18 protein-coding genes and 1 tRNA gene are annotated in these 25655 nt (G+C 67.3%); 6 read left to right on the top strand and 13 right to left on the bottom strand.

All coding sequences use genetic code 11. The features are described 5' to 3' along the window. The first annotated feature begins 211 nt into the window (after positions 1–211). Together HNR07_RS27015 and HNR07_RS27010 are read left to right on the top strand one after the other, a co-directional pair. The gene (locus HNR07_RS27015) at positions 212–1111 is read left to right on the top strand and encodes a restriction endonuclease subunit S (protein WP_184367751.1); all 900 of its coding nucleotides are present in this window, start codon (positions 212–214) and stop codon (positions 1109–1111) included. Continuing rightward, positions 1111–4305 (top strand): type I restriction endonuclease subunit R, encoded by a 3195-nt coding sequence (locus tag HNR07_RS27010; RefSeq protein ID WP_184367749.1) that lies wholly within the window; start codon positions 1111–1113, stop codon positions 4303–4305. The genes HNR07_RS27015 and HNR07_RS27010 overlap by 1 nt, the downstream gene beginning before the upstream one ends. A 114-nt stretch (positions 4306–4419) precedes the next feature. Here HNR07_RS27010 and HNR07_RS27005 read toward each other — a convergent pair. The 12 genes from HNR07_RS27005 to HNR07_RS26950 form a co-directional block, all read right to left on the bottom strand. Next, positions 4420–4492: transfer RNA gene (locus HNR07_RS27005), tRNA-Lys, on the bottom strand. A 325-nt stretch (positions 4493–4817) separates the two neighbouring features. Then, the gene (locus HNR07_RS27000) at positions 4818–6287 is read right to left on the bottom strand and encodes a tyrosine-type recombinase/integrase (RefSeq protein ID WP_184367746.1); all 1470 of its coding nucleotides are present in this window, start codon (positions 6285–6287) and stop codon (positions 4818–4820) included. Then, the gene (locus HNR07_RS26995) at positions 6274–6549 is read right to left on the bottom strand and encodes a helix-turn-helix domain-containing protein (RefSeq protein ID WP_312893991.1); all 276 of its coding nucleotides are present in this window, start codon (positions 6547–6549) and stop codon (positions 6274–6276) included. The genes HNR07_RS27000 and HNR07_RS26995 overlap by 14 nt, the downstream gene beginning before the upstream one ends. A gap of 1567 nt (positions 6550–8116) precedes the next feature. Further along, positions 8117–8446, bottom strand: coding sequence for a hypothetical protein (locus HNR07_RS26990; protein ID WP_184367743.1), 330 nt, complete (start codon positions 8444–8446; stop codon positions 8117–8119). Between the two features lie 707 nt (positions 8447–9153). Further along, the gene (locus HNR07_RS26985; protein ID WP_184367740.1) at positions 9154–10005 is read right to left on the bottom strand and encodes a replication-relaxation family protein; all 852 of its coding nucleotides are present in this window, start codon (positions 10003–10005) and stop codon (positions 9154–9156) included. Then, complete coding sequence (locus HNR07_RS26980) at positions 10002–12365, bottom strand: type IV secretory system conjugative DNA transfer family protein (RefSeq protein WP_184367737.1); 2364 nt, start codon at positions 12363–12365, stop codon at positions 10002–10004. Before HNR07_RS26980 ends, HNR07_RS26985 begins: the two co-directional genes overlap by 4 nt. Before the next feature lie 371 nt (positions 12366–12736). Continuing rightward, positions 12737–13570 carry a sigma-70 family RNA polymerase sigma factor gene (locus HNR07_RS26975; RefSeq protein ID WP_184367735.1) on the bottom strand — a complete coding sequence of 278 codons (834 nt, stop codon included), beginning with the start codon at positions 13568–13570 and terminating at the stop codon, positions 12737–12739. A 426-nt stretch (positions 13571–13996) separates the two neighbouring features. Continuing rightward, complete coding sequence (locus HNR07_RS26970) at positions 13997–16903, bottom strand: type I polyketide synthase (protein WP_184367732.1); 2907 nt, start codon at positions 16901–16903, stop codon at positions 13997–13999. Then, positions 16900–17631, bottom strand: coding sequence for a class I SAM-dependent methyltransferase (locus tag HNR07_RS26965; protein WP_184367729.1), 732 nt, complete (start codon positions 17629–17631; stop codon positions 16900–16902). The genes HNR07_RS26970 and HNR07_RS26965 overlap by 4 nt, the downstream gene beginning before the upstream one ends. A gap of 49 nt (positions 17632–17680) precedes the next feature. Beyond that, the gene (locus HNR07_RS26960) at positions 17681–19006 is read right to left on the bottom strand and encodes a hypothetical protein (protein WP_184367726.1); all 1326 of its coding nucleotides are present in this window, start codon (positions 19004–19006) and stop codon (positions 17681–17683) included. Further along, positions 19003–19815 (bottom strand): DUF742 domain-containing protein, encoded by an 813-nt coding sequence (locus HNR07_RS26955; RefSeq protein ID WP_184367723.1) that lies wholly within the window; start codon positions 19813–19815, stop codon positions 19003–19005. The genes HNR07_RS26960 and HNR07_RS26955 overlap by 4 nt, the downstream gene beginning before the upstream one ends. Then, complete coding sequence (locus HNR07_RS26950; protein ID WP_184367720.1) at positions 19812–20288, bottom strand: roadblock/LC7 domain-containing protein; 477 nt, start codon at positions 20286–20288, stop codon at positions 19812–19814. The genes HNR07_RS26955 and HNR07_RS26950 overlap by 4 nt, the downstream gene beginning before the upstream one ends. Before the next feature lie 302 nt (positions 20289–20590). On the opposite strand from HNR07_RS26950, the gene HNR07_RS26945 reads away from it, so the two are divergent. After that, entirely contained in the window at positions 20591–21823 is a 1233-nt protein-coding gene (locus HNR07_RS26945) for a helix-turn-helix domain-containing protein (protein ID WP_246420515.1), read from the top strand. Here the strand turns inward: HNR07_RS26945 and HNR07_RS26940 are convergent. Then, entirely contained in the window at positions 21807–22454 is a 648-nt protein-coding gene (locus tag HNR07_RS26940; RefSeq protein WP_184367714.1) for an HAD family hydrolase, read from the bottom strand. The genes HNR07_RS26945 and HNR07_RS26940 overlap by 17 nt on opposite strands. Before the next feature lie 293 nt (positions 22455–22747). On the opposite strand from HNR07_RS26940, the gene HNR07_RS26935 reads away from it, so the two are divergent. Genes HNR07_RS26935 through hisS form a run of 3 tightly spaced genes read left to right on the top strand, consistent with a single transcriptional unit; the run spans position 22748 to position 25540 of the window. Continuing rightward, entirely contained in the window at positions 22748–22918 is a 171-nt protein-coding gene (locus tag HNR07_RS26935; RefSeq protein ID WP_184367711.1) for a hypothetical protein, read from the top strand. A gap of 41 nt (positions 22919–22959) precedes the next feature. Continuing rightward, positions 22960–24195: a hypothetical protein gene (locus HNR07_RS26930; RefSeq protein WP_184367708.1), complete on the top strand. Its 1236-nt coding sequence runs from the start codon at positions 22960–22962 to the stop codon at positions 24193–24195. 49 nt (positions 24196–24244) lie between these two features. Further along, a complete protein-coding gene (gene hisS / locus HNR07_RS26925; protein ID WP_184367706.1) occupies positions 24245–25540 on the top strand; it encodes a histidine--tRNA ligase in 1296 nt (431 codons plus the stop codon). The last annotated feature ends 115 nt before the right edge of the window (positions 25541–25655 follow it).

Below are 25655 nucleotides of genomic sequence, written 5' to 3'. Positions count from 1 at the left end.
GTGGCACAGCACTACATGGGGTGGGGTTTCGACGCTCCGATACGGGAAGGCGCTCCGCGACTACAAGGAAGGGATTGGCGCGACTGAAGTCTTTGGGACCAACGGTCCGGTTGGGTGGACTGCGTCTAGCCCTCTTGCAGTTGGTCCTCGCCCAGTTGTCGGGCGCAAGGGCGCTTATCGCGGGGTCCACCTCGCGAGGGGGCCGTTCTGGGTGATCGATACGGCCTACTGGCTCGAGCCAGGGCCATCGCTCGATCCCACATGGGCCTACTACAAACTCCTGACGGTCAACATCAACGATATGGACTCCGGGTCTGCGATCCCCTCGCTAACCAAATCCCACTTCGAGGCGCTACCTCTAGACATCCCTTCTCCCGAAGAGCAAGGGAGGATCGCCGCACTGCTTGGCGCCCTCGATGACCTCATCGAGGCCAATCGACGTACAGCGTCAGCAGTTCTACGACTCGCCATGGCTTCATTCAGCCATCTGGACGCTTGGTCGACCCACCTCGCGCCACTCAGCAAGGTCACAACCAAGATCGGAAGTGGGGCCACACCTCGGGGCGGTAAGGCTGTCTACCAAGAAGAGGGAATCTCGTTCATCAGGTCACAGAACGTCTACGACGGCGCATTCTCATTTGACGGCCTGGCAAAGATTTCAGAGGAGGCCGCTGACGCGCTGCGCGTCGTGACTGTCCTCCCAGGTGACGTACTTATCAATATCACCGGAGAATCCGTTACAAGAACCGCACTCGCGCCCGAACGTGCACTGCCAGCGCGCGTGAGCCAACACGTTGCCATTGTACGCCCCGACCCTCGCGTGCTGGACTCCCGGTTTTTGATGCTGGCGTTGCTGAGCGACCCGATCAAGGCACATCTCAACGGCTTGTCGGCAGCTGGCGCAACCCGGCGTGCACTAACGAAGGCGCACCTCCGCGGAACGCAAATCCCTGTTCCACCGCTAGCGGCCCAGAGGCAAGTCGCTCGCGTGCTTGACGCGATCCATGAACTGGAAGACGAGATTGCCGATCTCACCCGCACACGCGACGAACTCCTGCCCTTGCTCATGTCCGGAAAGATCCGAGTCGACGAGACACTGGAGGTGGTCTGATGACTGAGGACGACCTGGAAGAGATAGTCTTGAACGATCTCGCTGAGCTCGGCTGGATGCGTGTCCATGGTACCGACATCGCACCAGGGGAGCCGCACGCCGAGCGAACCGACTACCGCGACACGATCCTCGATAACAGAGTTGCGTCGGCCGTGCGCCGACTCAATCCCGACCTCCCGTCGGAAGCCGTCGAAGACGTCATCAGCACGATTAAGCGTTCCGAGTCTCCGCTCGTGGAGTCCGAGAACTGGCGAGCATACAAGTTCCTGATCGAGGGTGTGCCCGTCGAGTACCGTGACAACGAAGGCGCCCTGCGAACAGCCCGTGCCTGGCTGGTCGATTGGAACGAGATCGAGAACAACGACCTCGCAGCGGTTAATCAGTTCACGGTCAAAGGTCCCAAACACGAGCGAAGACCAGACGTCATCCTCTTCATAAACGGCCTCCCGATGGCGCTGTTCGAACTGAAGAGACCGGGCAAGGAGTACGCCTCGGTTAAGGGTGCCTACAGACAGATCCAGACCTACCGGTCACAGATCCCGGACGTCTTCAAGTGGAACCAAGTGACAGTCGTATCCGACGGCCTGTTCGCTAAGGCGGGAAGCTTCTCCGCGCCCTGGAACCACTGGGCGCCGTGGAAGACGATCGACGGCACCGTGAAAAACCCGAAGCACCCGGTCGGCTACAAACTGCCGCAGCTCGAGGTGCTCACCAAGGGACTCTTCAGGCCCGACGTCTTCTTCGACCTGTGCCGCAACTACATCGCCACCTACGGCGATGGTGAGACCACTCGCAAGGCGGCCGCGAAGTACCACCAGTATTGGGCCGTCAAGAAGGCCGTCGACCAAACACTGCGTGCTGTCGACGGCGACGGACGCATCGGCGTCGTCTGGCACACCCAGGGCTCGGGGAAGTCTTTGGAGATGGCGTATTACACCGGCAAAGTGATGCGCGATCCCGGTATGGAGAACCCCACCGTCGTTGTCTTGACCGACCGCAATGACCTCGACAACCAGCTGCTCGATGAAACCTTCGCGTCCTCCAAGGTCGGCTCGCCCCTGCCGGAGACACCCGTCCAGGCTGACTCACGGGCGCACCTGAAGGAACTGCTGGCTGGCCGCGAGTCCGGCGGGATCATCTTCACCACCATCCAGAAGTTCGGCCTGGCTAAAGACGACAAGGACGCCGGCCGGAAGTTCCCACAACTCTCCGGCCGTCGGAACATCGTGGTGATGGTCGATGAGGCCCACCGCTCGAACTACGACGTGATCGATGGCTTCGCACGCCATCTGCGAGACGCACTGCCGCACGCCAGCTTTATCGGCTTCACTGGCACACCCATCGATGAGCGCGACCGCTCCACGCCGGAAATCTTCGGCGAGTACATCGACGTCTACGACATGACCGACGCGCAGGAAGACGGTGCGACGGTCAAGGTCTACTACGAGCCGCGCCTGGCTCGGATCGACCTCCCGGAGGACGCCAGGGAGGAGATCGACGAGGAGTTCGAGGACATCGTCGAGGAGAGCGATGAGGGTGTCGATGAGCGGCTGAAGTCGAAGTGGGCGAAGGTCGAGGCGATCGTTGGCTCAGACAGGCGCATCGCTGAACTGGCTGCCGACATCGTCGAGCACTGGGAGTCTCGCCGCGCAGCGCTGATCGGCAAGGCGATGATCGTGACGATGTCGCGCCGTATCGCCGTCGATCTTTATGACGCGATCATCAAGCTCCGCCCCGACTGGCACCGTGAGGACGACGACAAGGGCGTCATCAAAACTGTCATCACGGGCAATGCCACGGACCCCGTGGAGTTCCAGCCCCACATCCGCAGTAAGCAGGCTCGCAACGCAATGAAGACGAGGGCTAGCGATGTAGAGGATCCGTTGGAGCTCGTGATCGTCCGCGACATGTGGCTGACCGGGTTCGACTCCCCGCCTATGCACACCATGTACGTCGACAAGCCGATGCAGGGTGCGTCGCTGATGCAGGCGATCACCCGCGTGAACCGCACGTTCAAGGACAAGCCGTCCGGCCTTGTGGTCGATTACATCGGCATCGCAGAGAACCTCAAGAACGCGCTGAATACCTACACGAAGCGCGACAAGGACAGCCGCACCGTCGGCGACGACGTCCGTAAGTCGGCCATCCCGGAAATGCTCGCCGAGCACAGCGTCGTCTCTGACCTTCTGCATGGCATCGATTGGCTCACCATCCTCGAATCCGATGGTGACAAGGCGTTCCTCCACGCCGTCGCTGCCACCGTCGACCACCTGCTGGAGTCCCAGCGGAACCACGACGATGCTTCGCAGGGGGAATACGGCGAGTTCGAGAATGAAGAGGGCCACACCCTAAAACAGCGTTTCATGGCCCACACCCGCCGACTGAAGCAGCTGCACGCACTGGTTCCCACATCTGCGGAGTCGAAGACTATTCTCGATGACGTGGCCTTCTTCGACGCTGTGCGGCAATCGATCGCGAAGATCGAGGGAGCCGACCGCGAGTCCGCCGACGACGACGCAATCCTCGACACCGCGGTGCGGCAGATCGTCAGCCACCACATGGCTGGCTCTGGTGTCATCGACATCTACGAGGAAGCTGGCATCGGCAAGCCAGACATTTCGCTGATCGACGACGCGTTCGCCAGGCAGTTCGAGACCGCGGACAACAAGAACCTGCAGCTGGAGATGGTTAGGCGGCTGATCTCCAACGAGGTCAAGATCGTCGAGAAGCGCAACGTCGCAGCTGGACGGCAGTTCTCGGAGATGCTCGCGGAGGCGCTGAACCGGTACCAGAACCGCGCCATCGACGCTGCCCAGGTAGTCGCCGAGATCGTCGAGATCGCCAAGCAGATCAAGGCTCAGCGCAAGCGCGGTGAGCAGACTGGTCTGGGTGAGGACGAGCTGGCGTTCTACGACGCGCTGTGCTTGAACGCCGCCGCCAAGGAGGCGATGAAGGACGAGGTCATGCGTCAGATCGCGCACGAGCTCACCGAGATCATCCGCAACGACGCCAAAACCGACTGGAACGTAAAGGAAACCGTCCGAGCGAAGATTCGCACGCGGATTAAACGGTTGCTCCTGAAACATGGCTACCCACCGGACCAAGAAGTCACCGCGACCGATCTCATCCTGCGCCAGGCCGAGGCCATAGCTGGAGCAAATGACCGAGCAAGAACTCGAAAAGGCGGCTCATGAGTTCTTTGCAGAAGAGAAAGGCAGGGGCCAATAAAGCAGTAATCGACAGGTTGAAATAATGGATTCATAGAGCAAGAAACTGCTAGATCGAAGAGAATCAGAGAAAATTAAAAGTAGGCCCCCAGGGGCTCGAACCCTGAACCCACGGATTAAAAGTCCGTTGCTCTGCCAATTGAGCTAGAGGCCCGCGCGTGCGACCTGGAGCCTGACTCCTGGCCGTCGCCGCGACAACTCTACCGCAGCCGTGGGCACTTGGGACGTCCGGTCACGGCCAATCGCCGAGGTCGCACCTCGACGCGGTGCTGGGTGAGGTGGAGGGTCTGCCCGCCTTCCTGACGAACACCCGAGCCACCATCGAGCACACCAAGCCCGTGCCCTTCGCAGCGGTGTAGCGGCCCTTGACGGGACCAGCATGGTGATCGGCACTCGGCTCCCTCTGCAGGGACCACAGAGAGGCCCCGCTGGGGGCCGTGTGTGGCCTTGTTCCCAACGGGGCTTGCAGATCCCTTCCGTCAGGCGCGGTGTGCTGCGGGCTTCAACATCGCCGCCGTAGCCTCGGCCGCAGCCTTGGCTACGTCCGGGAACACGGTCTGGTAGGTGTCCTGGGTGAAGTGGGTCGTGGCGTGTCCGAGCTCGGCGGAGACGACCTTGACGTCCACCCCGGCGGCCAGACTCATCGATGCCGCCCCGTGGCGCAGACCGTGTAGGGCGATGGGCGGCAGCCCGGCGGCGCGGGTGATGCGGTGGAACCAGTCGGTGACCTGGGCCGGGTGCCAACCCTGCCCGTCTTCGCGGGTGAACACGAGTCCGGTGTCTGGCCACTGGGCTCCGAGGGCCATCTTGGCTTCGAGCTGGTGGCGCTTCCAGGTGCGGAGCACCCGGACGGTGGTCGCGTCGAGGGTGATGGTGCGCTCCCCGGCCGTGCTCTTGGGCGTGCAGGTGTGGGTCTCCCAGCCGAGTTGGACGACCTGGGTGTGGATGTCGATCTGACCGTCCACCAGCCGGGTGTTCGCCCAGGGAAGCCCGACGGCTTCGCCGCGCCGTAGCCCCTTGACCGCGATGAGGTGGAAGAGCGGGAAGAGCCAGGTGTACTTGCGGGCGTGGTCCAGGAAGCGGATGGTTTGGTCGGGTGTCCAGATCATCACCTCCCCCGGGATGGTGCCGTCCTTCTCCCACTGCTTGATGCGGTCGGCTGTCCAGACCAGGGGTTTCTTCCTGGGACAGGACGGCAGACGGGCGTGGGAGGCGGCGTTGAAGGTCACCGGCAGATCGGGGCGACGCACCGCGTCCGACAGGGCGCTGCGCAAGGTGGCGCGGATGCGGTGCTTGGTGGCCAGCGAGACCACCCGCCTGCGTTCCAGCTTCGCCCACGCCCCGGTGTCCCCGGCCTCGCGGCACTCGATGATGCGTTCGTTGACCTCCTCGATCGCGGTGAACATCGCCTCCACGTGGCGGGCCTGGAGTTTGTCCAACCGGATCCTGCCCAGGTGCGGGACCAGGTGGTTCTTCATGTGGCTGCTGTAGGAGCGGCGGGTGTTGCGGGTCAGGTCGGGTTTGTCCTTCAACCACTCGGCCAACCATTCCTGGACGGTGGGCACTTCGGTGCGTAGGTTCACCCCCAGGTGGAGGCGGCGTTTGACCTCCTCGACCTCGGGCAGGGGTCGGCGGGCCCTGATCTCGGCTTGGATGAGGTCAGCGACCTGGATCAGATCGTCGGGGTCCTGGCCCGCCAGATCAAGCAGCACCCGCACCCTCTGGAGTGCTTCCAGCGCGGCCTCTTGTGAGGCCAGGCCGATCTGGCGGGCCTGGCGCCTGCCGCCCTGGGCGGTGCGAGGAAGCTCGACCTGATAGCCCCAACGGCCGTGGGTGGAGCTCCAGGTTCCACTGCGGCGGCGCAGCATCGCGCACCGCACCCCGAGGAGTTTTCCGTTGTCGTCACGGCATCCGCAGCGTTTGAACGTGGAGCCTTCATGTGTGGCCAAGATCGACCTCCTGGTGCTGGTCACGGCGCGCACCGCATCCGCAGCAGACCCAGGTGAGGGGCCGCAGGCCCAGGTGGGCGAGTATCCCCGCGGTGGGGATGCGCCACTGGCGACCCACCTTGTAGGCCGGTGCGGGGAAGGTATCGGCGTCAAGCAGGGTGTAGACGACTGTTCGGCTCATGCCGAGCAGGTCTCCGGCTGTGGCCGGGTCCACCCAGACCGGCAGCGCGCCGACCTGGTCCAGCGTGACCGTCTTACTCACTGCCACCTGCCCACCTTTCCACCACCTGTGAACTGCACGGATGCGGTGCGCGGCCCCGCGTTTGGCGGGGCACCACGCATCCACGCTCGACCTCGCCGAGCATTGCAAGCGGATTCGACGATTCCCCCAGTGGATTGACCCTCCCCTGACGGCCACCGACCGTTATCGACCGATAGGCCGGGTTCGGTGTCCGTGGCCGTCAGCGGCCCACATAGGCCCCGAACGCCCCGGGCGGCCCCCATGGGCGCATGGGGCCTGTTCAGTGCCGCACGATGCCCCACACGGCCCGTACCGCGCCCGAACCCGTCCCGCGCTGGTTCCGGCCCTGTTGTCGTCCACGTGTTCGGCCAGCCGACGATGGTGTTTGCGCCCCGCGCGTGCCACCCCCAGGGGCCGCTGTCCTGGGAGGGTTCCTCGTTGCGGATCCACAGGTCGGTGTTGGTGCGTGTCATCCAGAGCGTTCTCCTCGGCCATGGCGCTGCCCGACTCAGGTGCTTCGACTCGGCGAAGCACCTGTGGGTCGTGCCGCTTTGATCTCTCATCCTGTGAAGAACGCGCTCCTGCCCCTGGGTTCGACAGCGGACCTACAAACCTCTTCCAGCGGCTCCAGGCACAAACGCCCCATGCCAGCGCCTCGGTGGGTCCTCACCGGCAGGTTTCTGGAGTCCGACGGTGCGGGACCTCGTCTCAACCGGTTGTGAGGGCAGCCGTCCAGGTGAGCGCCGCCTCGGCCCAGGCCTCTCGATCTACGGCCGAGCTGCTCGCGCGGACGCTGCTGGGCTTCGCGCCGGGTCGGTCGGCTCGGACCTTGAGAAGCTCCGAGAATCTCTGCTCGGATGCAATCAATCGCATGGGGGTCCACGGTGTGGGCGATCAATTTCTTGTGTCTGGTGTGGTTCCGGCCGATCACCAGGACATTCAGAAAAGGTGCTGATGCAAATGGTTGGAGAGCTTTTTGTTCTCCGGAGACGGATTGGGAGGGGCGGGGGTGGGGAGAGTGGCCGGAGACGGCAGCAGGCGGAGCGGGCGGTCGGCCGTTAGGCCGACCGCCCGCCGAGATGGGGCCGCCGCCCCTACGTGAGGGTGATTACCTACTGGTATAAGTCTGGACGCCACAGGCCCAGGTGGACTCCGGTTGAGCTGTGTGAATGTGCGTTCTGGGTGGGCCAGCAGGAGGCCCTGGAAGTGGCCCACCCTGAAATTCGGGTTCAGAGGGCGTTCACCTGTCTCTCTGGGCAGGTGAGACACCTCTCGAGTGCTGGATGGCGGCGCCTGCAGCGGGAGCACGCACTCCCGAGTGCGCGAGGTTGCACGGCGTGGCCCGGCTGAGTCCTGGTGCCGGATACCGGGCAGGAAAGTGCCATCCCTTTTGCAACACGGGGGCACTTCGGCGGTGGCTGAATTATTTCGTATGCGCAAGAACTCTCGGTGCCGTGAATGGCTCGCTTCATGTGGCGGACCGGGACATTGCGAGGTGTGGATGGACTCGACGACAAGGAGTTGAACCAGCGCACGAGCCGGGGCCGTCTCCTTGCTGGAGACGGCCCCGGCTGACGGACCCCAGAGGTCAGGCCACAGGCTGCTGGAGCATCTGCCACTGCCGTACCAGCACGGTCAGCTCGTCCCACTCTCCAGGTTGCCCGGCCCTCTTCACGTCCACGGGGATGCGGGGAGCGGTGACGTCTCGGGAGGTGGGCGGGGCCAGCAGGTCACCCCGCGAGGCTCGTTGGCGTTGTTCGTGCGCGACCAGGTAGGGGCGCACCGCGCGTCCACCGGCCTCGTCCTCACACCAGCCCGTCTTCGGCAACCGCTCCACCGTGGCTACGGCCGGGCGTTCGGTGTAGAGCTCCCGGGCCCGGTCAGCGTGCTCCCGCCGTGCCTGGTCATAGCGTCGCACCCAGGCCGGTTCCCGGTGCTCGGCCGCAGGGGCTGAAGGTGCGGCTCGGGGCACCGGCCTGGGCCTCTTCTCGTCTTGGCGTTGCGGTCGGCGTGGAGCGCTTGTCGCGCCCACGATCGCGCACAGCATTGCGCCCACCGTCCAGCGAAGTCGGCTTGCCCAGCCGCTTCGACGCCTTCGGTGGCGGCCCGTACCATTGGCCATGATCTTCCTCCTGGGTATGCAGGTGGGTGGATCACGCCTCGGGTGGTGTTCCCGCACCCCCGAGGCGCCTTCTTTTCTTCTCTTGTGCAGCCACCGGTTCCGCTGTTCGAGGGCGGGGCGGGTGTCAATGGCCCGGCCGGGTCGTACGCCCCAGCAAGGCTGCGCTTCCTCACTCCGCCCGATACAGCGCCCGGCGCTCCTACCTGGCCTTCAACGCGCCTTGGACCTGCTCGTTCTGCTGGTTGAGGGCAGCGAGTTCAGGCATCACGAATAAACCCCTTTTTTCGGGCATAAGAAGCACAACGGGAAAATAGGAATGCCACCGTTCACCCGGGTTGAACGGTGCGGGTGCGATATTTCCCTATACTCGCGAGAAGTTTCAACCCCGCATTTCGTAGAAGTCATGGACCAGCACAAACAGCGAAATGGGGCTGTGCGGACAGCGGTGTCCGCACAGCCCCAGCGGTCACGGCGGCCCCGATCCCGCCGCTACCGGTGCCGCATCACCCCGGGTTGAGGTGCCGTCGGGCGATGTCCACCAGGTCCAGGGGATCGCTGCCCTGGGGTGTTCGCCAGATGCGGGCGGCGGGCCCCGAGGCCGCGAGCGCGCCGTGTGTGGCCACGTAGGCTCCCACCTGGCCGGACACGGACCGGCCCATCCTGGTGGTGATGCTTTCCTGCCTGCGTTCGGAGTGCACGGCCACGAGCACGACCGAGGGCAGTCCGGAGGCCACGGCCAGCCGCTTGTAGCTGGCCATCTTGCCCACGACCCTCGTCACCGGCTCGGTGCCGGTGTCGTACTCCCAGAACGCTTCGAGCGCGGAGCTGCCCTGGACCCAGCGCATGAAGGCGTCGGGGCGCACGAACTGCCCCCACTGGCGTGCGCACTCCCTTTCGCTGTCCCAGCGCTCCAGCTCCGCGTCGGCCACGGTGCGGGCGGCCTCGGTGGTCAGGGTGAAGCACTCGGTCAGACCGAGCATGTGTCCCAACCGGCCGGAAAACGCCCACCGGCAGACCTGCTCCTGGCGAAACCCTAGCTCGGCCACCCCGATGTCCCGGTGGGCGGCGAGCACCTCCGCCCCTGCCCGGGAGAGCACCCAGTGGTCGGGGACATAGGCCCCGGAGAAGGGACGGAACCGGTGCAGCAGCCCGTACCTCAACAGGGCCAGGAGGCGACGGCGGGTCCGCCGGTCCTGGGCCTGGGCGAAGTAGAGCCGGTGCAGTTGCAGGGTGGTCATCACGTTGTGGTCATACACCCCGGCCAGGATCTCCAGGTCCCTGGCGGTCACCCGGGAAGCCAAAGACTCCAGCAGCGAGCGCGTGCCCTGTCGGCCCGTTCCGTTGGGCTTGCTCACCCCGCGTTCCCCTTCCTACCGCCCATGGACGGGGGCGGTGTCGAGCTCCTGGGCTGAGCGGGCTCTGTGGCACCGAAGCGCCTGGCGGCCTGGCGTATCTCGGTGGCGCGCCCCGGGACGCCTTCGGGGAGCGGGCGGGTCCGCACGGTGACCGCGCCGAACTCCTTGGCCCCCACCAAGGGACGCACCACGGCCTGAAAGGCCCCCAGGTGGGTGAGGTCGTAGGCGCCCAGCACCGGCCGAGTGTGCTGTTGCAGGCTCGTCGCGTCATCCGGCGAAGCCGAGAAGTACACCTTGGTGCGGGCGTTGGCCGAGACCGCCTTCCTCAGGTCCCCCGGAAGCTGCCCGAGCTCCTGGTGGGCCAGGGTCAACCCGAGCCGGTAGCCGCGGGCTTCGGCGAGCATGTCCTCCAACGACCCGGGCAGATTGAGGAAGTTCTGGGCCTCGTCGATGTAGGCGCACAAGTCCTTGCGCTGGTGTTCGGGTGTGTGGATGCGGGCGGTGACCGCCTGCCAGGTGGCGGCCAAGGCGAACGACCCGATCAGCGAGCTGGTGTCCTCGCCCAGGCGGCCCTTGGGCAGACGCAGCAGCACCAGGTGCCCGGTGTCGAACAGCTTCGGCAGGTCGATGGTGGAGGGCCCCGAGGCCACCACCTGGCGCACCCACGTACGCAACAGCGCCGTCCTGAGCTTGTTCAGCACCGGCCCGGTCACCGACGACCTAGCTGAGACGGTGAGCCCGGAGTACCACCTCCAGAAGTCGGACAGGGCCGCGTCATCGCCGCTGCGGGCGATGACCTGGGCCATCGTGTCCGCCCGCAGAGCGTCATCGGAGAGCAGGCGCGGCACGTCCCCCAACGTCAACGACGGGTCCTTGGCCCGGGTCAGGGTCAAGGTGGCGGCCCGCAGGATGTCGTCAGTTCGGGGCCCCCAGTACTCGGCGTAGATACGGCGGAAGATCCCCACCACCGTGTCGGAGGTGAAGTCAGCATCACCGCCCTGGAGCAGGTTCAGCCGGGGCGGCAGGGCGTTGTCGTCAGGATCGAAGAGCACCACCTTGTCCACCGCGTGCTCGGGCAGACGGGCCAGGATGTCGGTGACCAGGTCCCCGCGCGGGTCGATCACCAACCCCGCCCGCCCCGCCTCGGCGTCCTGGAGCACCAGGTTGGCCAGCAGCGTGGACTTGCCCGACCCCGTTTTGCCGAGGATGTGGGTGTGCTGGCGGGCCTCCACCACCCCCAACGCGACAGGACGGTGAGAACGGGCATCGGAGTCCCCGACCACCCGGGTGTTCTCGCCCCCGCGCGGAACGGTCGGCGCGGGTGCGGCCGGGCGTGCTCCGGCGCGGGCCAGACCGGGCACGCTGGTGTCGGTGGGCAGGTGCGCGATCCCGGCCAGCTCAACGGTGGACAACAGCGCCCCTCGGGCCAGGAACCGGTTCACCGCCCACCAGGCGGGTGTGAACATGTGGCGGCGGTGCAGGTGGTTGGTGCCCGAGGTGAACGCTGCGAAGCTCGAGGCGACGCTGTGAGCGCGGCCCCGCAACCGCTCCCGGGCCTGGTCCCCGGGGCAGGTCGTGGTCAGGATGTAGGAGAGCGAACAGGCCAGCCTCGGGCTGCCCGCCTTGGTCAGGATGGAGCGGATGTCATCCCCGGTCCCCGGAAGTGTCAGCGGACGCCGCGTGCCCGCACCCGTTCCCGGAGGGGCCAGCGTTTCGACCACCATCGAGGCCGTCCCGGCGTGCCCGGCCAGCCGGGCCGCCGTCTGCCGTGCCCTGGCGGCCCGCCCTCCCGTCACTGGCCGGGCGGTGATCCGTACCAGGGCGTGTTCGCCCTCGGCCAGGTCCTCGAACGCCCCGAGCAGAGGCCGGGCGGGGTCGTCGTCGAACTTGGTGCGCAGCGGAAAGACCTCCTCGCGCCCCAAGCCCAGGTGCCCTCCGGTGGTGTAGACGCCCTCAGGAAGCGGCGACTCCTCCGCCTTCACATGGCGCGTGGAGGTAGTGGCTCCCGGCCAGGCCGCACAGACCGCCCTCTCCACCGTTCCCGGAGGGACGAGGCCAGGCACCCACACCTGGAAGCGCACCCCGTCCGCTGAGGCCACGATCTCCAACGCCAGGTGGGGTTGGAGCAGCCACCGCGACCAGCGCGGCCGCAGCAGCCCCATCACGTGCTGCCAGAACGCGCGCGCGTTCTCCAGACTGGCCTCGGGCGGAGGCAGGATCTCCACCACCCGCGCGTCGCGGGACAGGTGGCGGTGCCGGGCCAACCGCGCACCGAACACCGCCGCGCCCACCCCTGCCCCGGTGAGCGGTATGGCCCCGATCAACAGGAAGACCCCGCCGCCCAAAAGGAAGTCGACCATCAAACCACCCGCCCAACGCTGTGGGAGCCACCCCGGCTGCGGTGCTGCTCCGCCCCACGGCGAGTACCGGTTCCTGCCGAGGCCTTGAACACTGCCGCGCCGCACTTGCGCCGTGACCTGACGGTGGTTGTCTCCCTCCAGGCTTGTGACGACTCGCTGGTGTTCTCTCCAGGTGCGGGCCGCCCCTCGCACGTGCGGTCGGCTGCCGTGGCCCTGCACAGAACGCGCATGCACTTCCCCTCTCCAGCTCCGGACCAGAGCGGACGAGGGAACTGGCCCCTGATCCGCTCCGATCCCTTCAGCGCGACCCCGGGAAACACCGGCCGTGAAGCTCACGTCATAGCCGGATTCCTGCGGTTGCCTTCATCTACTTAAGAAGCCAGCGGAAGTCGGGGAATCGACTCCGTCTGTGAGGCGGATGTGCGCATGGCGTGGACATTCACGGTCGAAGCAGGAGGTTCCGCCGCCGCGGGTTCGTCCGCGCGGCGGTGTTCACGCGAGGGCCGCAGACCGGCGGCGAGGTGTGCCTCGGCCCTTCGGCGGCGTTTGGCCAGGGTCTTGTAGGCCACCCCGAGCTCGGCCGCGACCGTTGCCAGAGGCACAGCCTCCAGCCGGGTCCGGGCGATCAGTTCGGCGTCGGCCCCGGAGATGATCCCCTCCCGTGCGGCGGCAAGCAGCACCGCCTCACAGGACCCCGCCGTGTCCGGTTCGCTGCCAGCATCAGGCAGGCCTGTCGGGTGGGTGAGCAGGTCCGGAGCGGCCAGGACCCGCTTACGCGCACCCAGCGCCGCACGCCTCACCCGGCAGCTCAGGTAGTAGGCGATACGCGCGTACTCCAGCCGGATGGTGCGGATCTGGTGCATGGCGGCGGCCAGGGACTCGGCTTCGACATCGGCAACGCTGTGCGGGTCCAGGCCGCGGCGGGCCATCCGTACAGCGGAGCGCAGCATGGGCATGGCCAGACCGAGCGCTCCGAGCATCCAGTCCTTCGAGTGGCGAGCGGCCGCGATGGTGTGGCGCCAGACCTGGTCGCGGACGGCGTAAGGCGTCCCTCGGGTCATGAGGATCTCGCGGAGTTCGTCGAGCCCGTAGGGCCGGTCCTGGAGCCAGGGATGGACCGAGTGGCCCAGCACGAGCAGGTGCGTGCGGGTCAGTCGTATGAAGGACTCTTCGGTGGCGGCGAGGGGTGATGAGGTGACGGACACGAAGGCCTCCCGGGGTGCCGGTGCTGTGACACCGACACCTCACACCAGGCCACGCTCAGAACAGACTCAAACGTTGCTCAGGGCACGCTCAGACTGGACTCAGATGTGACTCACAGAGCGCTCAGCGAGGTAAAAGTTCGACCAAGGAGGCGAGCGTCCAAGCGCAGCTCTCGAAGGTGCAAACCCCGAGCGACTGGGGTTGGCTATGACTCTGAGTCAGCGGTGAGTCCTTGTGAGTCTGGTTTTCTCGCGACACGCAGACACTTCTTCTTCAAGAGGTGTCCTTCCACGCGTTGCGGGAGTCCGGTTCTTCTCGCTTATCAGCTCATCTGTCGGATTCGCATTGAAGGCTGTTGGCAGCGACGAAGGCGGGTCCCGCCACTACCTCGGCGGCAGCGACGGGACCCGAGGGGTGCCGTTCCGGGATCAGGGGAGAACGGACGGCGCCCACTCCAGGGCAGGTTCATTCGGTCCGGGCAGGAGTTCGGACAGGGTCGAGGCCACCTGGCGGAAGGTCTGCTCCGGCAGGAAGAGCTGGATATCGACCTGAGCCCAGGCAGGGACGCGGCGCAGGCGCGAGATGAGTTGGAGCAGGTTGTGGCTTCCCAGGCCGATCCGGGCCCAGGTGCTGTCCAGGTCGAGGCCCTCGGGCAGGTCCGCCAGCCGTGCGACTTCCTCGGTCAGGTGTGCCTGGACCTGGTCCCGGGCGGGTGTCAGGGCCCGTGGCTGATCTGTGGTTGTGCTGCCGCTACGGGTGTGGTCCCAGCCCGGGGCGATCACCAGTTCCGGGTGAGCCCTCGTGGTGGGCCCGGTGGGGGTGATGCCTGTGGTGTAGAGCTGGCCGATCCCGCGAGCAAATCCAAAGGAGTCGCTGGTCACGGCGGTTACCGCTACGTCGGTCAGGGTGTGGGTGATGTGCTCGGCCAGCAGCACCTTGGGGCCGATCTCCACGAAGACCACCGGTCGCTGGCCCATGGCTGAGGCGGCGGTGTGCAGGGCCTGGGTGAAGCGCACCGGCTGCCGTGCCTGGTCGGCCCAGTAGGCCGGGCCCCAGGTGTGCGGGTGGCCTGCGGTGTGGTCGGGGTCGGCGGTCGAGACGATGGGAAGGCGGGGCGGTGCGCTGACCAGCCCGGCCAGGGCCTCACGGAGTGCAGGCGCGAGGGGGCCGATCAGTGGGGAGTGCGCGGGGATCACGTCCGGTACCGGTTTGCACCACATCCCCTCCTTCTCCAGGTGTGTGTGGAGGTGGTCCAGGTCCTCTTCGGGTCCGGCGACCACCTGCACGTTGGGTGCGCTGTAGGAGGCGATGGTGAGGCGGCCCAGGTAGGGGCCGAGCAGGGCTTGGACCTCGTCGGCTCTAGCACGGACGGCCAGCAGTCCACCGGCCTCGGTCAGTTGGGCCAAGAGTTCGGAGCGTCGCGCCAGGACGCGGGCCGCAGCTCCGGTATCCAGGATCTGTGCGGTGTGGGCGGCGGCGATCTCCCCCACCGAGTGGCCGAGCACCAGGTCGGGGTTGATGCCGCGATCGACCAGGAGCGCGGTGAGCCCGACCTGGATCAGGTGGGTGCAGTGCTGAGCGTCGCTGAACCCGGTGATGTCCTGGCCCGGAGCCCACACTGGGGAGCCGGTCTGCTGGGCCAGCGCCGCCCGCGCTTCCTCCACCGATTGGGCGAAGACGGGCCGGTGCATGAGTTCGGTCCCGGCGTGGGGGTGGTGGCCGCCGTGCCCGGAGTAGACGAACACCACCAGCGGCCGCTGCCCCAACGTGAGGCGTGGGGTGATGGTGTACGGGTCAGGGGTGCCGTCCTGGAGGCTGCGCAGACCTTGGACCAGGGTGCCCAGGTCGGCGGCGGTCACCGCTGCCCGCCACCGGTGGTGCGGACCCCGCGTGAGCGAGGTGTCGGCCACTGTCCCGACCGAGCCGCCCCTGGGGGCGTTGACCGCCAGGCGGCCGGCGGCCGAGGCGAGAGCGGCCGGGCTGTGTGCGGAGATGAACACTGTCTCCGGTAGCGGCGTCGGATCCTCGACCGAGGGAGGATCAGTGGCGGGTGCTTGAGTGAGGATGGCGTGGGCGTTGGAGCCACCGAACCCGAACCCGCTCACACCGGCCACTCGTCCTCCGTTCACCTGGCTCGTGTGCGGCCACGGTTCGGCCCGCACGGGCACCCGCACCTGGTGTTCCAGTCCGGCGCGGAGCTGGTGGTGGTGCAAGGTCGGTGGGACCTGCCCGTGGTGAACGGCCAGGGCAGCAGCCATGACACCGAGAGCTCCGGCGGCGCCTTCGAGGTGGCCCAGCACGCTCTTGACCGACCCCACCGCCACCGGACCGCCCTCGCCCAGCGCCTGGGCGATGCCTCGCGCTTCGATGCGGTCGCCCGCTTTGGTGCCGGTGCCATGGGCCTGCACCCACCCCACCCGCTCGGGGCGCATCCCTGCGTCATCCAGTGCCCGTTGGATCGCCTGTGCTTGGCGGTCGGCGCGCGGAGCCAGCAGGTGCGGGGCCTTCCCGCCGTGGCCGATCCCGGTCCCGGACACCCGCGCCCAGATCCGGTGCCCGCGTGTGGTGGCTTCCCCGGTACGGGTGAGTACCAGGACCACCGCGCCTTCGGAGCGCACGTACCCGTCGGCGTTGTGGTCGAAGGGCGCGCACCGGCCACGCGAGGAAAGCACCCCGGTTTCGGTGAAGCTGGCGGTGATGACCGGGTTGGAGAGCACGTTGGTCCCGCCCACCAGCGCCGCCTCCACTTCGCCCGAGCGCAGGTCCCGAACTGCGTAGTGCAGGGCGGTCAGTGAGGAGGAGCAGGCGGTGTCCAGGGTCAGGGAGGGTCCGGCCAGGTCCAGGTGGTGGGAGAGGCGGTTGGCCAGGATCGCCATCCCCGCCCCCGAGGCGGTGAACACCCCTACCCGGGCTCTGGCTCCGAAGTTGGTGGCGGCCTGGTCGATGGAGGCCGCCCCCACGTACACACCGGTCCTGGTCCCGGCCAGCTCGGCGGGGTCCAGGGCGGCGTCGGCCAGCGCCTCATGGGCGACCTCCAACAGCCATCCTTGTTGAGTGTCCATCTCAGCTGCCTCGTCGGCACTGATACCGAAGTAGGCGTGGTCGAAGGTGTGGTCCACGATCCCGGCCGCGAACGGGTGTTCAGGTACCTGTTCCGGGTGAAGGCGTTCGACCATCAGCTCCCACCGCTCCTGCGGGATCCGCGAAAGGCAGTCGCGCCCCTCGATCAGGGTCTTCCACAGCTGGTCGGGGGAGTTGACACCACCGGGCAAGCGGCACCCCATGCCGATGATCGCCACCGGAGCATGCGGTGGGGCGGGCTGGTCTGTAGTCATCGGCGCGGCTCCCTGGCGACCCACACCCCAGCCGAGCCCATGACGTTCAGTTCCACACGGGCGAAATGCAGGTCCAGCATGGACCGCAGGTCGACCAGGCGGTCTCCGGTGTTGTGGAAGATGTTCCTGCCCGCAGCGTTGTATGCGGACTGAAGTCGCCGGGCGAGCCAGTTGTTGCTGGTGTGTGGGTCTTCGGTCCCCAGGAGGGTGGAGCCGAAGAACGTCCCGTTCGGGCTGAGCACGCGTGCGGCTTCGGAGAATGCCTTGGTCTTGTACCGCAGCGAGGGGCCGGGGACGCAGTGCAGGACGTGGAACATCGCGACCGACCCCACCGAGTCGTCCGGCAACGGCCACGGCGCGGACAGAACGTCGTGCCGGTGAGGGATCACCTGGCCGTGCTGGGCGAGCTTGGGTGCGCAGTAATCCAGCGGGGCGTCGTTGAGGTCCAACAGGTGGATCTGCCGCAACGCCACCGACACCGGCTCTCCTCGCGGCCCGGTGGGCGGGGGCGCGTTCAGCAAGAAGTGGCCGTCCGCCGGTCCCACCTCCAGGTGGGTCGGGGCCGTGTGAACCGCATACAGGTCGCGGATGTGGTTGTTGTCGACCTTCCACGCGAGGCGGTGGGACAGCCCGACCACCACTCGGCGGTAGCGGCGCAGGTTGCGCAGGCTGTACAGGCGGGGGTTGGGCACCGAACCGGTGCTGGTGCGGGGGGTGTGTTCGGGCATGGCGCAGCAACGCCTTCCATTTCGAAGAAGAACCAAGGGGAGGGTGGGGTCAGAGGGTGAGCAGGTGGTTCATCCGTGCGGGGTCGTCCAGTCCGGCGGCCCAGGCCGCCGCCCCCTCAGGGGTGGCGACGGTCTGGGCGAACGCGGACAACACGTGCTCGGGCAGGAACCCGCTCCAGTAGGCGGTGACGAACCCGCCGAAGGCCGAGGTGTACTGACCGTGCCGAGCCCAGTAGGCCTCCCACGCCCCTGACAGGAACTCCGCGTCCACAGGCAGATTGACTTGTCGCTGCTGTCGGATCTGGTCGCGCAGCGTCGACGCGGCCCAGGTCGAGGCGCCCGCGCCTTGTCCGGAGGCGTGCTCGACGGTCATCGTGGCGTCCCCAATCCCCACCACCGGTTTCCCAGCCACGGTGGTGACCGCTTTCCTGACCTGCGGGTGTATGTCGCGGACCAGCTCTGAACCGGCCACGACATCGTGGTCGGAGCACCATGCGGCCAGCACGGGGTCCAGGGCGTGGAGCCGTTCGAGCACGCGGGCCCAGACTGTGCGGGCGTGGACGCCGTGCCTGCGTGGCAGCCCTGCCCCCGTCTGCCCCTTGGTCATGTCCGGTGACGCTGCGCAGGTGGGGTCCAGCGGGCTGCCAGGTCGGGCCATGACCTGCACGCACACCGCCGCGAAGGGGGTGACGTGTACAGGTGGGGCATCCGCCGCGGACAGGGCCCGTACCTGAGTGGGGGTGAGTGCGTCCACGGTCAGGACGGGGTAGACCATCACCTCACCCCACGGGCAGGTCAGCACCTGAGCCTGGTCAGGCAGGTCGTCCTCGGGCACCGTCAGGTGGACTTGGACGACCACGCGGTCGGTGGCTCCTCCGGTGCGGTCGGGGTCGGGGGTGAACAGGTGGCGCAGGTCGGAGTCGACGCCGGGGGCGACCACGATCAAGTCGTGCAGGCCTGTGGCGGCGAACCCGGCCACGTCTCCGGCGGTGCAGGTGCGCTCGTGGACCCGCCCGCCCCGGTCGGCCACGTGTTGGAGCCAGTAGGCGCTCTTGAGCCGGTGGTCCACCGCCACCGCGGCGCCCGGCAGGGGTGCGGTGAACTCCAGCCCTTCCCCTTCGGGCGGCTGCATGCGCATGCGCACCTGGTGGGCTGGTGGGGCGCTGTGCTGCCACAGGCCCAGCCCCAGGGCGAGTTCGGTGGCGTGCACCGAGGGCAGGGTGAGCTGGGTCAGCCCGGCACCGTTGCCCAGGATCTCGGGGGTGGAGTGGCGGGTGAACACATCCACCAGCCAGCCGTCCGCCAGGAGTCCGGTGGCCAAGGTGAGGGCGGAGTGTCCGGAGCCGAACACCACCGCGCGCAGAGCAGGGTTCATCGCTGTTCCCCGTTCATGCGGGCCGAGCACAGGTCCATCAGCGCCTCGCACACCCCGCGCTCATGAACATCCCCGACCACCACCGGGGTACGGGCGGACAGGCCCAGGCAGGCGCGGACCACGTCGGTGTCCACCTCCCCGGTCCCGTCCTGGTGGATCAGGACCACCACCGGCACCCCGAAGGCGTGCAGAGCCAGCAGACTCTCGCGAGCCGCGTCCAGCTCCTCGCTGGCAGGTCCGGTAATGAGTACCGCGCCGAAGGCTTCGCGGCACACGTCCCCCCACACCGGACTCGCCCCGCCCAGGCCGCTGATACCCAGGGCCAGCAACTCCAGGTCCGGAGCGATCCGGGTGGCGGCGACCTCGATCACCGGCGGCCCCGAAAGCCGCCACGGCTCGGCATCGCCCAGATCGGCCAGTGCGTGCTGAGTGTGCTCGCCCACGGTGCTGACGATGAGGGTCTTGATCACCGACACCGCTACCGGAACCAGGCCTGGGCGGCTACTGGTGGCCCAGGCGCGGAGCCGCTGTGCCCAGGCGGGAGCGCGCACCACCCGCACCAAGTCCAGGTCGGCCAGTTCGGCGACCACCACACCGGTCACGGCCGGGGAATGGCCGGCGCGGGCAGCCAGCTCCGCGACGGTCACCGCCCGCTCCAGGCCCCGGCACACCCGCAGGGCCTGGCAGAACACCTCGGGCAGGTCCGGTTCGTAGGAGGAGGGGACGGCCGGGTTGACCTCGATCATCGTGTGCATGACCACCGCCGCTGAAGGGCGCACCAGCAGCGGGGCCGGGACCAGGGCGCTCACCGCGACACCCCCGCAGCAGGCAGCACGCCGCCCGTTGAGGAGAGGATGTCGGCGGGGAGCAGGTGCGCGGCGCGAGTGGTGAACCGGGCGATGGCGTAAGCGATCTGCCCCAGTTTCTCCACGTCATCGGTCAGCAGTCCCAGCCCGAACGAGCCGCCGACCGGGGCCAGGACGAGGGCTCCGGAGGAGTAGCGGACCACGATGGTCTCCGCCTCGCCCTTGTCGGTGAGCTTGCCGAGCCCGCGGGAGAGCAGCAGCACGTTGGTCATGACTGCGGTGATGCTCTCCGCACCGACCTGGTCCAGGTCCCCGGACCGCAACAGGTGCAGCCCGTGGGTACCGAACACCACCCCGTAGGAGGCGGCGGTGTCACGGAGCAGCCCGTCCAACAGGTCCTGGAGCTGGCCGTGGTGTTCAGGATCAAGCGAGGCGGTGTTCATCAGACGCGGCGGCGCCGGTGTTGTGATCGACATGCTCAGCAGTTTCTGAGCGCATGTGTCAGGAACCTATGCGCACTCGGATAAGCGCGATGTTCGAACTATGCGGGCTGTTCGATTTCTCCTCTCTGACAGGTGCGAAGGCTCCGGGGAGAACCTTTCCGCTTCGGCAAGAAGCTGAGCGCGGGGAGGAAACCGTGATTACTGTGGAGTGATCTCGTTACACCCCCAGGTGACGGAGGAACCCCTCGATGCGTTGTGGAAACTGCGGACGAGACCGCGGCGCCTTACACGGCTCCTGTGAGTGCATCCCCTCGTGGGTATGGCGGGACCCGGAAATGGTGGACGCTGTCCGGGAGCGCGACGCTCAGCGGGTGATCCGTTTTCTGCGCCGACGGGTCAAGAACCTGTCCCAGGAAGCTCTGGCCAGGATGTGCGGGGTCGCCCAGAGCACCATCACCCGCGCCGAGGCAGGCAAGGGGCTCAGCGACCGACGCAAGATCCACGAGGCCCTCCAGGGGCTCGGAGCTCTGGACCAGCATCCGCCCGACGACGCGCCCCGAGTTCTCACGGAGCCCGAGCCCGAGAATCTGACTTCAACAGGCTGGAGCGGTGATGTCGACTGGGATCGTGGCATCGCGCTGCTGGAATCCCTCGTCAACCGGTACGACCTTCCCGACGACGGCAGGGTGCGCACTCTCGGTCAGCTCCAGCGCGAGGTCAGCGGCCTCATCCGTTGTCGCCTGAACTCGCACTACAGCTGTCTGATGGCACGGCTTCCCGAGCTTCTCCCTGAGCTGAGCCGTGCCCTGTTGAGCAGCCAGGGGCAGGACCGTGCTCACACGGCCCGGCTGCTGGTCCAGGCGTACCGAGCTGCTGACGCGATCGCTGACAAGTTCGGCCTCCACCACCTTTCCGCCCGTACCATCCAGGTGCTCCTGTGGGCAGCCGACCAGACCGGGGACGAGGTGACGCGGGCCGCCGCCACCTACGTGCGCGGGGAGACCTTCTTCTGCTCCGGCGAGCACGAAGCAGGACGCCGTCTGCTCGAACGGGCAGCGGAGAATCTGGCGCCCTCGGACGCGCGCTCGTGGGCGGCCTACGGGTCCCTGCACATGCGTGCCGCCGTGTTCGCCGCGCGGAACCGCCAACCCCGTCAGGCCGCGCCCCACCTGGTACAAGCGCGCCTCGCCGCTGAGCACACCCGGGAGGCGGTCTACACAGGAACGGCCTTCGGCAGCGCTTCGGTGCGCGTCCACCAGGTCACGCTGGCGCTGGAGTGTGAGGACCCCGACCAAGCGCTGCAGGCGGCTGCGGGTTGGACTCCACCCCGGGAACTTCCCGCTGAGCGCGCTTCGCACTACTTCATCGACGTGGCCCGCGCCCACCACCTCCTGGGGCGCCAGGAGGTGGCTCTGGCCAACCTCCGGTCCGCGTGGCAGAAGGCCCCGGAGCACACGCGGCTCAACCCTCACGTGCGGGCGCTGTCAGGTCTCCTCCTGTCGTCCGGGCCGACCCAGGTCCAAGCTCGGGATTTCGTCGCTCAGGCCGGGGTCAGCCCTTTGTGGTGAGCAGGCCTGGCAGTTCCTTGATGGAGTCGATGACCCAGTCCGCGTGAGCGCGCACCTGGGGTTGATCCGCCCACAGGTACCCCCAGGGGCCGCGACGGATCAGCGCCGGCCGCAAGCCCGCTTCGCGGGCGGGAAGAACGTCGTTGTCACGGTGGTCGCCCACGTACACGATCTCCTGCGGCTCCCCGGGCGCCATGGCGATGACTCGGTCGAAGAAACCGGGGTCGGGTTTGGCCACCCCCCACTCCCCGGACGTGGCGATGGCCTCGACCGGAAGGTTCAACTGTTGGAGGAGCTCTCCGGCACGGGCGGTCTGGTTTCCGGCGATCCCCACCCAGAGTCCGGCCTCCCGAAGGGCCTGGAGCCCGGGCCGGACGTCGGAGTACAGGTCCACTTCCTCGATGAGCTCTCCGCGGCCCGCGTCCTCACGCCGTTGGCGCTCCTCGGCCAGGTCGAAGCCCGGACGGAAGTAGTCGAAGGTCTCCGCGTTGTTGCGCCCCTCAGCCGTGACAGCACCCAGCACGGCGGAGAAGGTGTGCAGGGGGACGTTGAGCCAATCGGCCCATCGCGCCCACTCCCGAGTGTCGTCGATGAGGGTCTCTCCGACGTCGAACACCACTGAGCGAATCATGCTCTCCTGCTCTTTCCAGACATGTCGTGCGTCGCACTCTCGGCGTTCAGCGTAGGACCAGCGACGAGTCGAGGCATGTGCACTCGACATGCTGGGTTCCTCAGTGCTGTTCAAACCGGGTGTTTCGAACACAGCGCATAAATCGAACGGTGGAATTATGCGTCTGCGCATAGGTCGATATCCCGAGGCGCGCGACACTTCTGACTCCGGTCGCCGTTGGCAGCACGAAGCCCGCTGGACGGTTGACCGGTTCTGATCATCGCGATGGTGACCACCCCACGGGAAAGGCGCACATGAGCAACAAGACCAGCCTCACGACGTCCACCGACCGCACGACGCAGCTCACCACCGCCGACCTCAGCAGGATCATGACGCTCACCCTGCCCCAGGTCGGCATGGACAGGATGACCGCGCCCCGGGTGGAGGAGACCCTGGCCTGCTCCGCCCTGACCGCTCACTTCTAGACCGACGCGTTCGTCCGCCTGAGAAAACGAAGGAGCCATGAGTGAGTAACTGGGAACGGGTCACACTGCTCTTCGCCAACGGGGCGAGGCCCCTGGCGCAGAAGGACGCACTGTCGTTCGCCGATCTGCTGCGCGCGAACCGCTTTCCGCCGTCCATGTTCCAGGCCTACGAAGTACCCGGCGACGGGAGCCTGCGGCCCGTTCCCATCTCTCACACGCTGGAGGAGATCCCCGAGACGAGCAACGTCATCCTGCAGTGCATGCGCAACACCGACGCTGAACTGGTGCCGCCCGCCCTCAGCACGTACGCGCACACGGACCGCCCGGTCGCGGCCATGTACGACCTGAAGTACGCGGAGAAGGACTCCCTCCACGGCGTCCACCTCGTGGACGACGAGCAGCTCCGCGAGATGGTCTTCGACAAGATCGCGGACTTCCTCAACGAACACCGCGTGGAGCTTCCGCTGGTCGCCGGGATCTCCGGCGGTGGCGACTCCAGCAGCATCGTCCAAGGGCTGCGCCGCTACGCCACGGCGCAAGATCTGCCAGCCGACCAGGTGCTGTGCTTCACCGTGGTCTTGGACCCCCTCTGGAGGGGGACCGCCGCCGACCGGGCGCGAGAGCTCTGTGAGGGCAACGGGTTCGGCCACCGTGTGCTCTACCCGGAGGACATCGCGGCCCTGCTGGGGATGAGCACCACACCCCAGGCCCTGTGGACCGAGATCAGGTCCGCCTACGGGCCGGACTCCTCGCACTTCTTCGGTACCTGGCTGCTCAACCTGGTGGGCCGTGCCCTCAACAAGGAGATCGGCGGGTCCAGCCTCCTGATGGGCTACAACCGCGAGGACGTCATGGCTGAACTGCTGTTCTGCCTGATGAACGGGCGATGCCCGCTCCCCTACCCCAAACGTCGGACCGGAGGGGTGGACTGCTTCATGCCGGTGTGGGACGTGCCCAAGGTGCTGCTGGACTCGTGCTACCCGCAGGTGAGCGAGGTCAACTACGCCGAACGCATCGACTCCACCGCGCCCCGGCGCTCCTCGATCTACTACCAGGCACACGCCCTGGACGCGATCGTGCCGCAGATGTCCCTGTCCCTGATGACGGGGGTGCGCACGCTCATGGACTCGCTCAACGGCTGGGAGGAGTTGGAGGCCGTCGACGGTACACCGCTGCTGCACACCGGTCACGGCAGCCCCGAGGACCGCGCTTCGCTGGTCGCGCTCCTGGCCCGGCACTTCCCTGACTGGTCGGTCAGCGAGCCTGACCCACAGTAGTCTGACGCCGTCCCGGGAACCGTGAAGTCACAGCAGGAGTAGCGTTCACATGGCCAAGTCAGCAGCTCCCTCCGGAACGAGGGACTTCCTCGCCGACGACCTGCGCCGCCGTAGGGCGGCGTTCACCACCGTCAGCGACATCTTCGAGCGCTACGGGTTCGACCCGCTGGAGACCCCCGCGTTCGAGCGACTGGAGGTGCTGACCGGCAAGTACGGCGAAGAGGCCTCCCAGCTCCTGTTCAAGATCTTGCGTCGCGGGGTCCACGAGGCCTCCGGCAAGCCCGACCTGGCCCTGCGCTACGACCACACGGTTCCCCTGGCCCGGGTCATCGGCACCCACGGGGCGAAGCTGCCCAACCCCTACAAGCGCTACGCCATCGGCCCGGTGTGGCGGGCCGACCGCCCCCAGGAGGGCCGGTTCCGGGAGTTCGTGCAGTGCGACATCGACACGGTGGGTTCGTCCTCCCCGCTGGCTGACGCCGAGGTCGTCCTGGCTCTGGCAGAGAGCCTGGACGCCTTGGGGGTGAACCGGTTCCGCTTCCTCGTCAACAGTCGTGAAGCGCTCCGCGGCCTGCTGGAGGTCTACGGCGTCGCCGAGGAGAACGGTGACGGGGTCCTGGCGACGCTGGACAAGCTCGACAAGGTGGGCGCCGGCGCCGTGGCCAAGGAGCTGGTCGATGAGCGCGGGCTGGACGTGGCGAGTGCCGAGCGCCTGGCCGAGGACGTCGCCTCCGACGACCCGGACCTGATCCGGTCCAAGCTCGCCACCAACGAGCGCGGCCAGCGCGGCCTCGCCCAGATCGACAGCCTGCTGGAGCTGACCGCGAGCCTGGGCGATCGGGCCGTGTTCGCCCCTCGCATGGTGCGCGGCCTGGACTACTACACGGGCGCGATCTATGAGGTCGAGGCCGAGGGCTTCCCCGGGTCGATCGCGGCGGGCGGGCGCTACGACGGCCTGGTCGCCTCGCTGGGCGGCCCGGACATGCCCGCCTGCGGCGGTTCCATCGGCATCGAGCGCATCCTGGCCATGCAGGACACCGGCGACGCTCCCGCCGTCGGGCTCGACGTGGCGATCACGGTACTGGGCGGCCAGGCCGAGCTGATGAAGCTGGCGAGCGAGCTACGCGCGCAGGGGCTGCGGGTGGGCACCTACTTGGGCTCCTCCGGCAAGCTCGGCAAGCAGTTGCAGTGGGCGAACGCGCAGAACGCGCGGTTCGCCGTCATCTTCGGTTCCGAAGAGCAGGAGTCCGGCGAGGTCACCGTCCGCGACATGGTCTCGGGCGATCAGAGCCGCGTTCCTCTGGCACAGGCCAGCGCCTATCTTCGGGAACGCCTCGAAAGGTGACCGGTTGAGCGCCCCCACCCCCGAACACGCCGATCCAACGACCTTTCGCCTCCGAGCCCAGGGGAGACCGCCGGGACTGCTTGAGGAAGCAGCAGACAGACTTGGCACCCGTCTC

Source organism: Nocardiopsis metallicus, from assembly GCF_014201115.1.
GTDB classification, from domain to species: Bacteria; Actinomycetota; Actinomycetes; order Streptosporangiales; family Streptosporangiaceae; genus Nocardiopsis; species Nocardiopsis metallicus.
The sequence above is the reverse complement of the archived record's forward strand: the minus strand, read 5'-3'. Positions and strand labels throughout refer to the sequence as shown.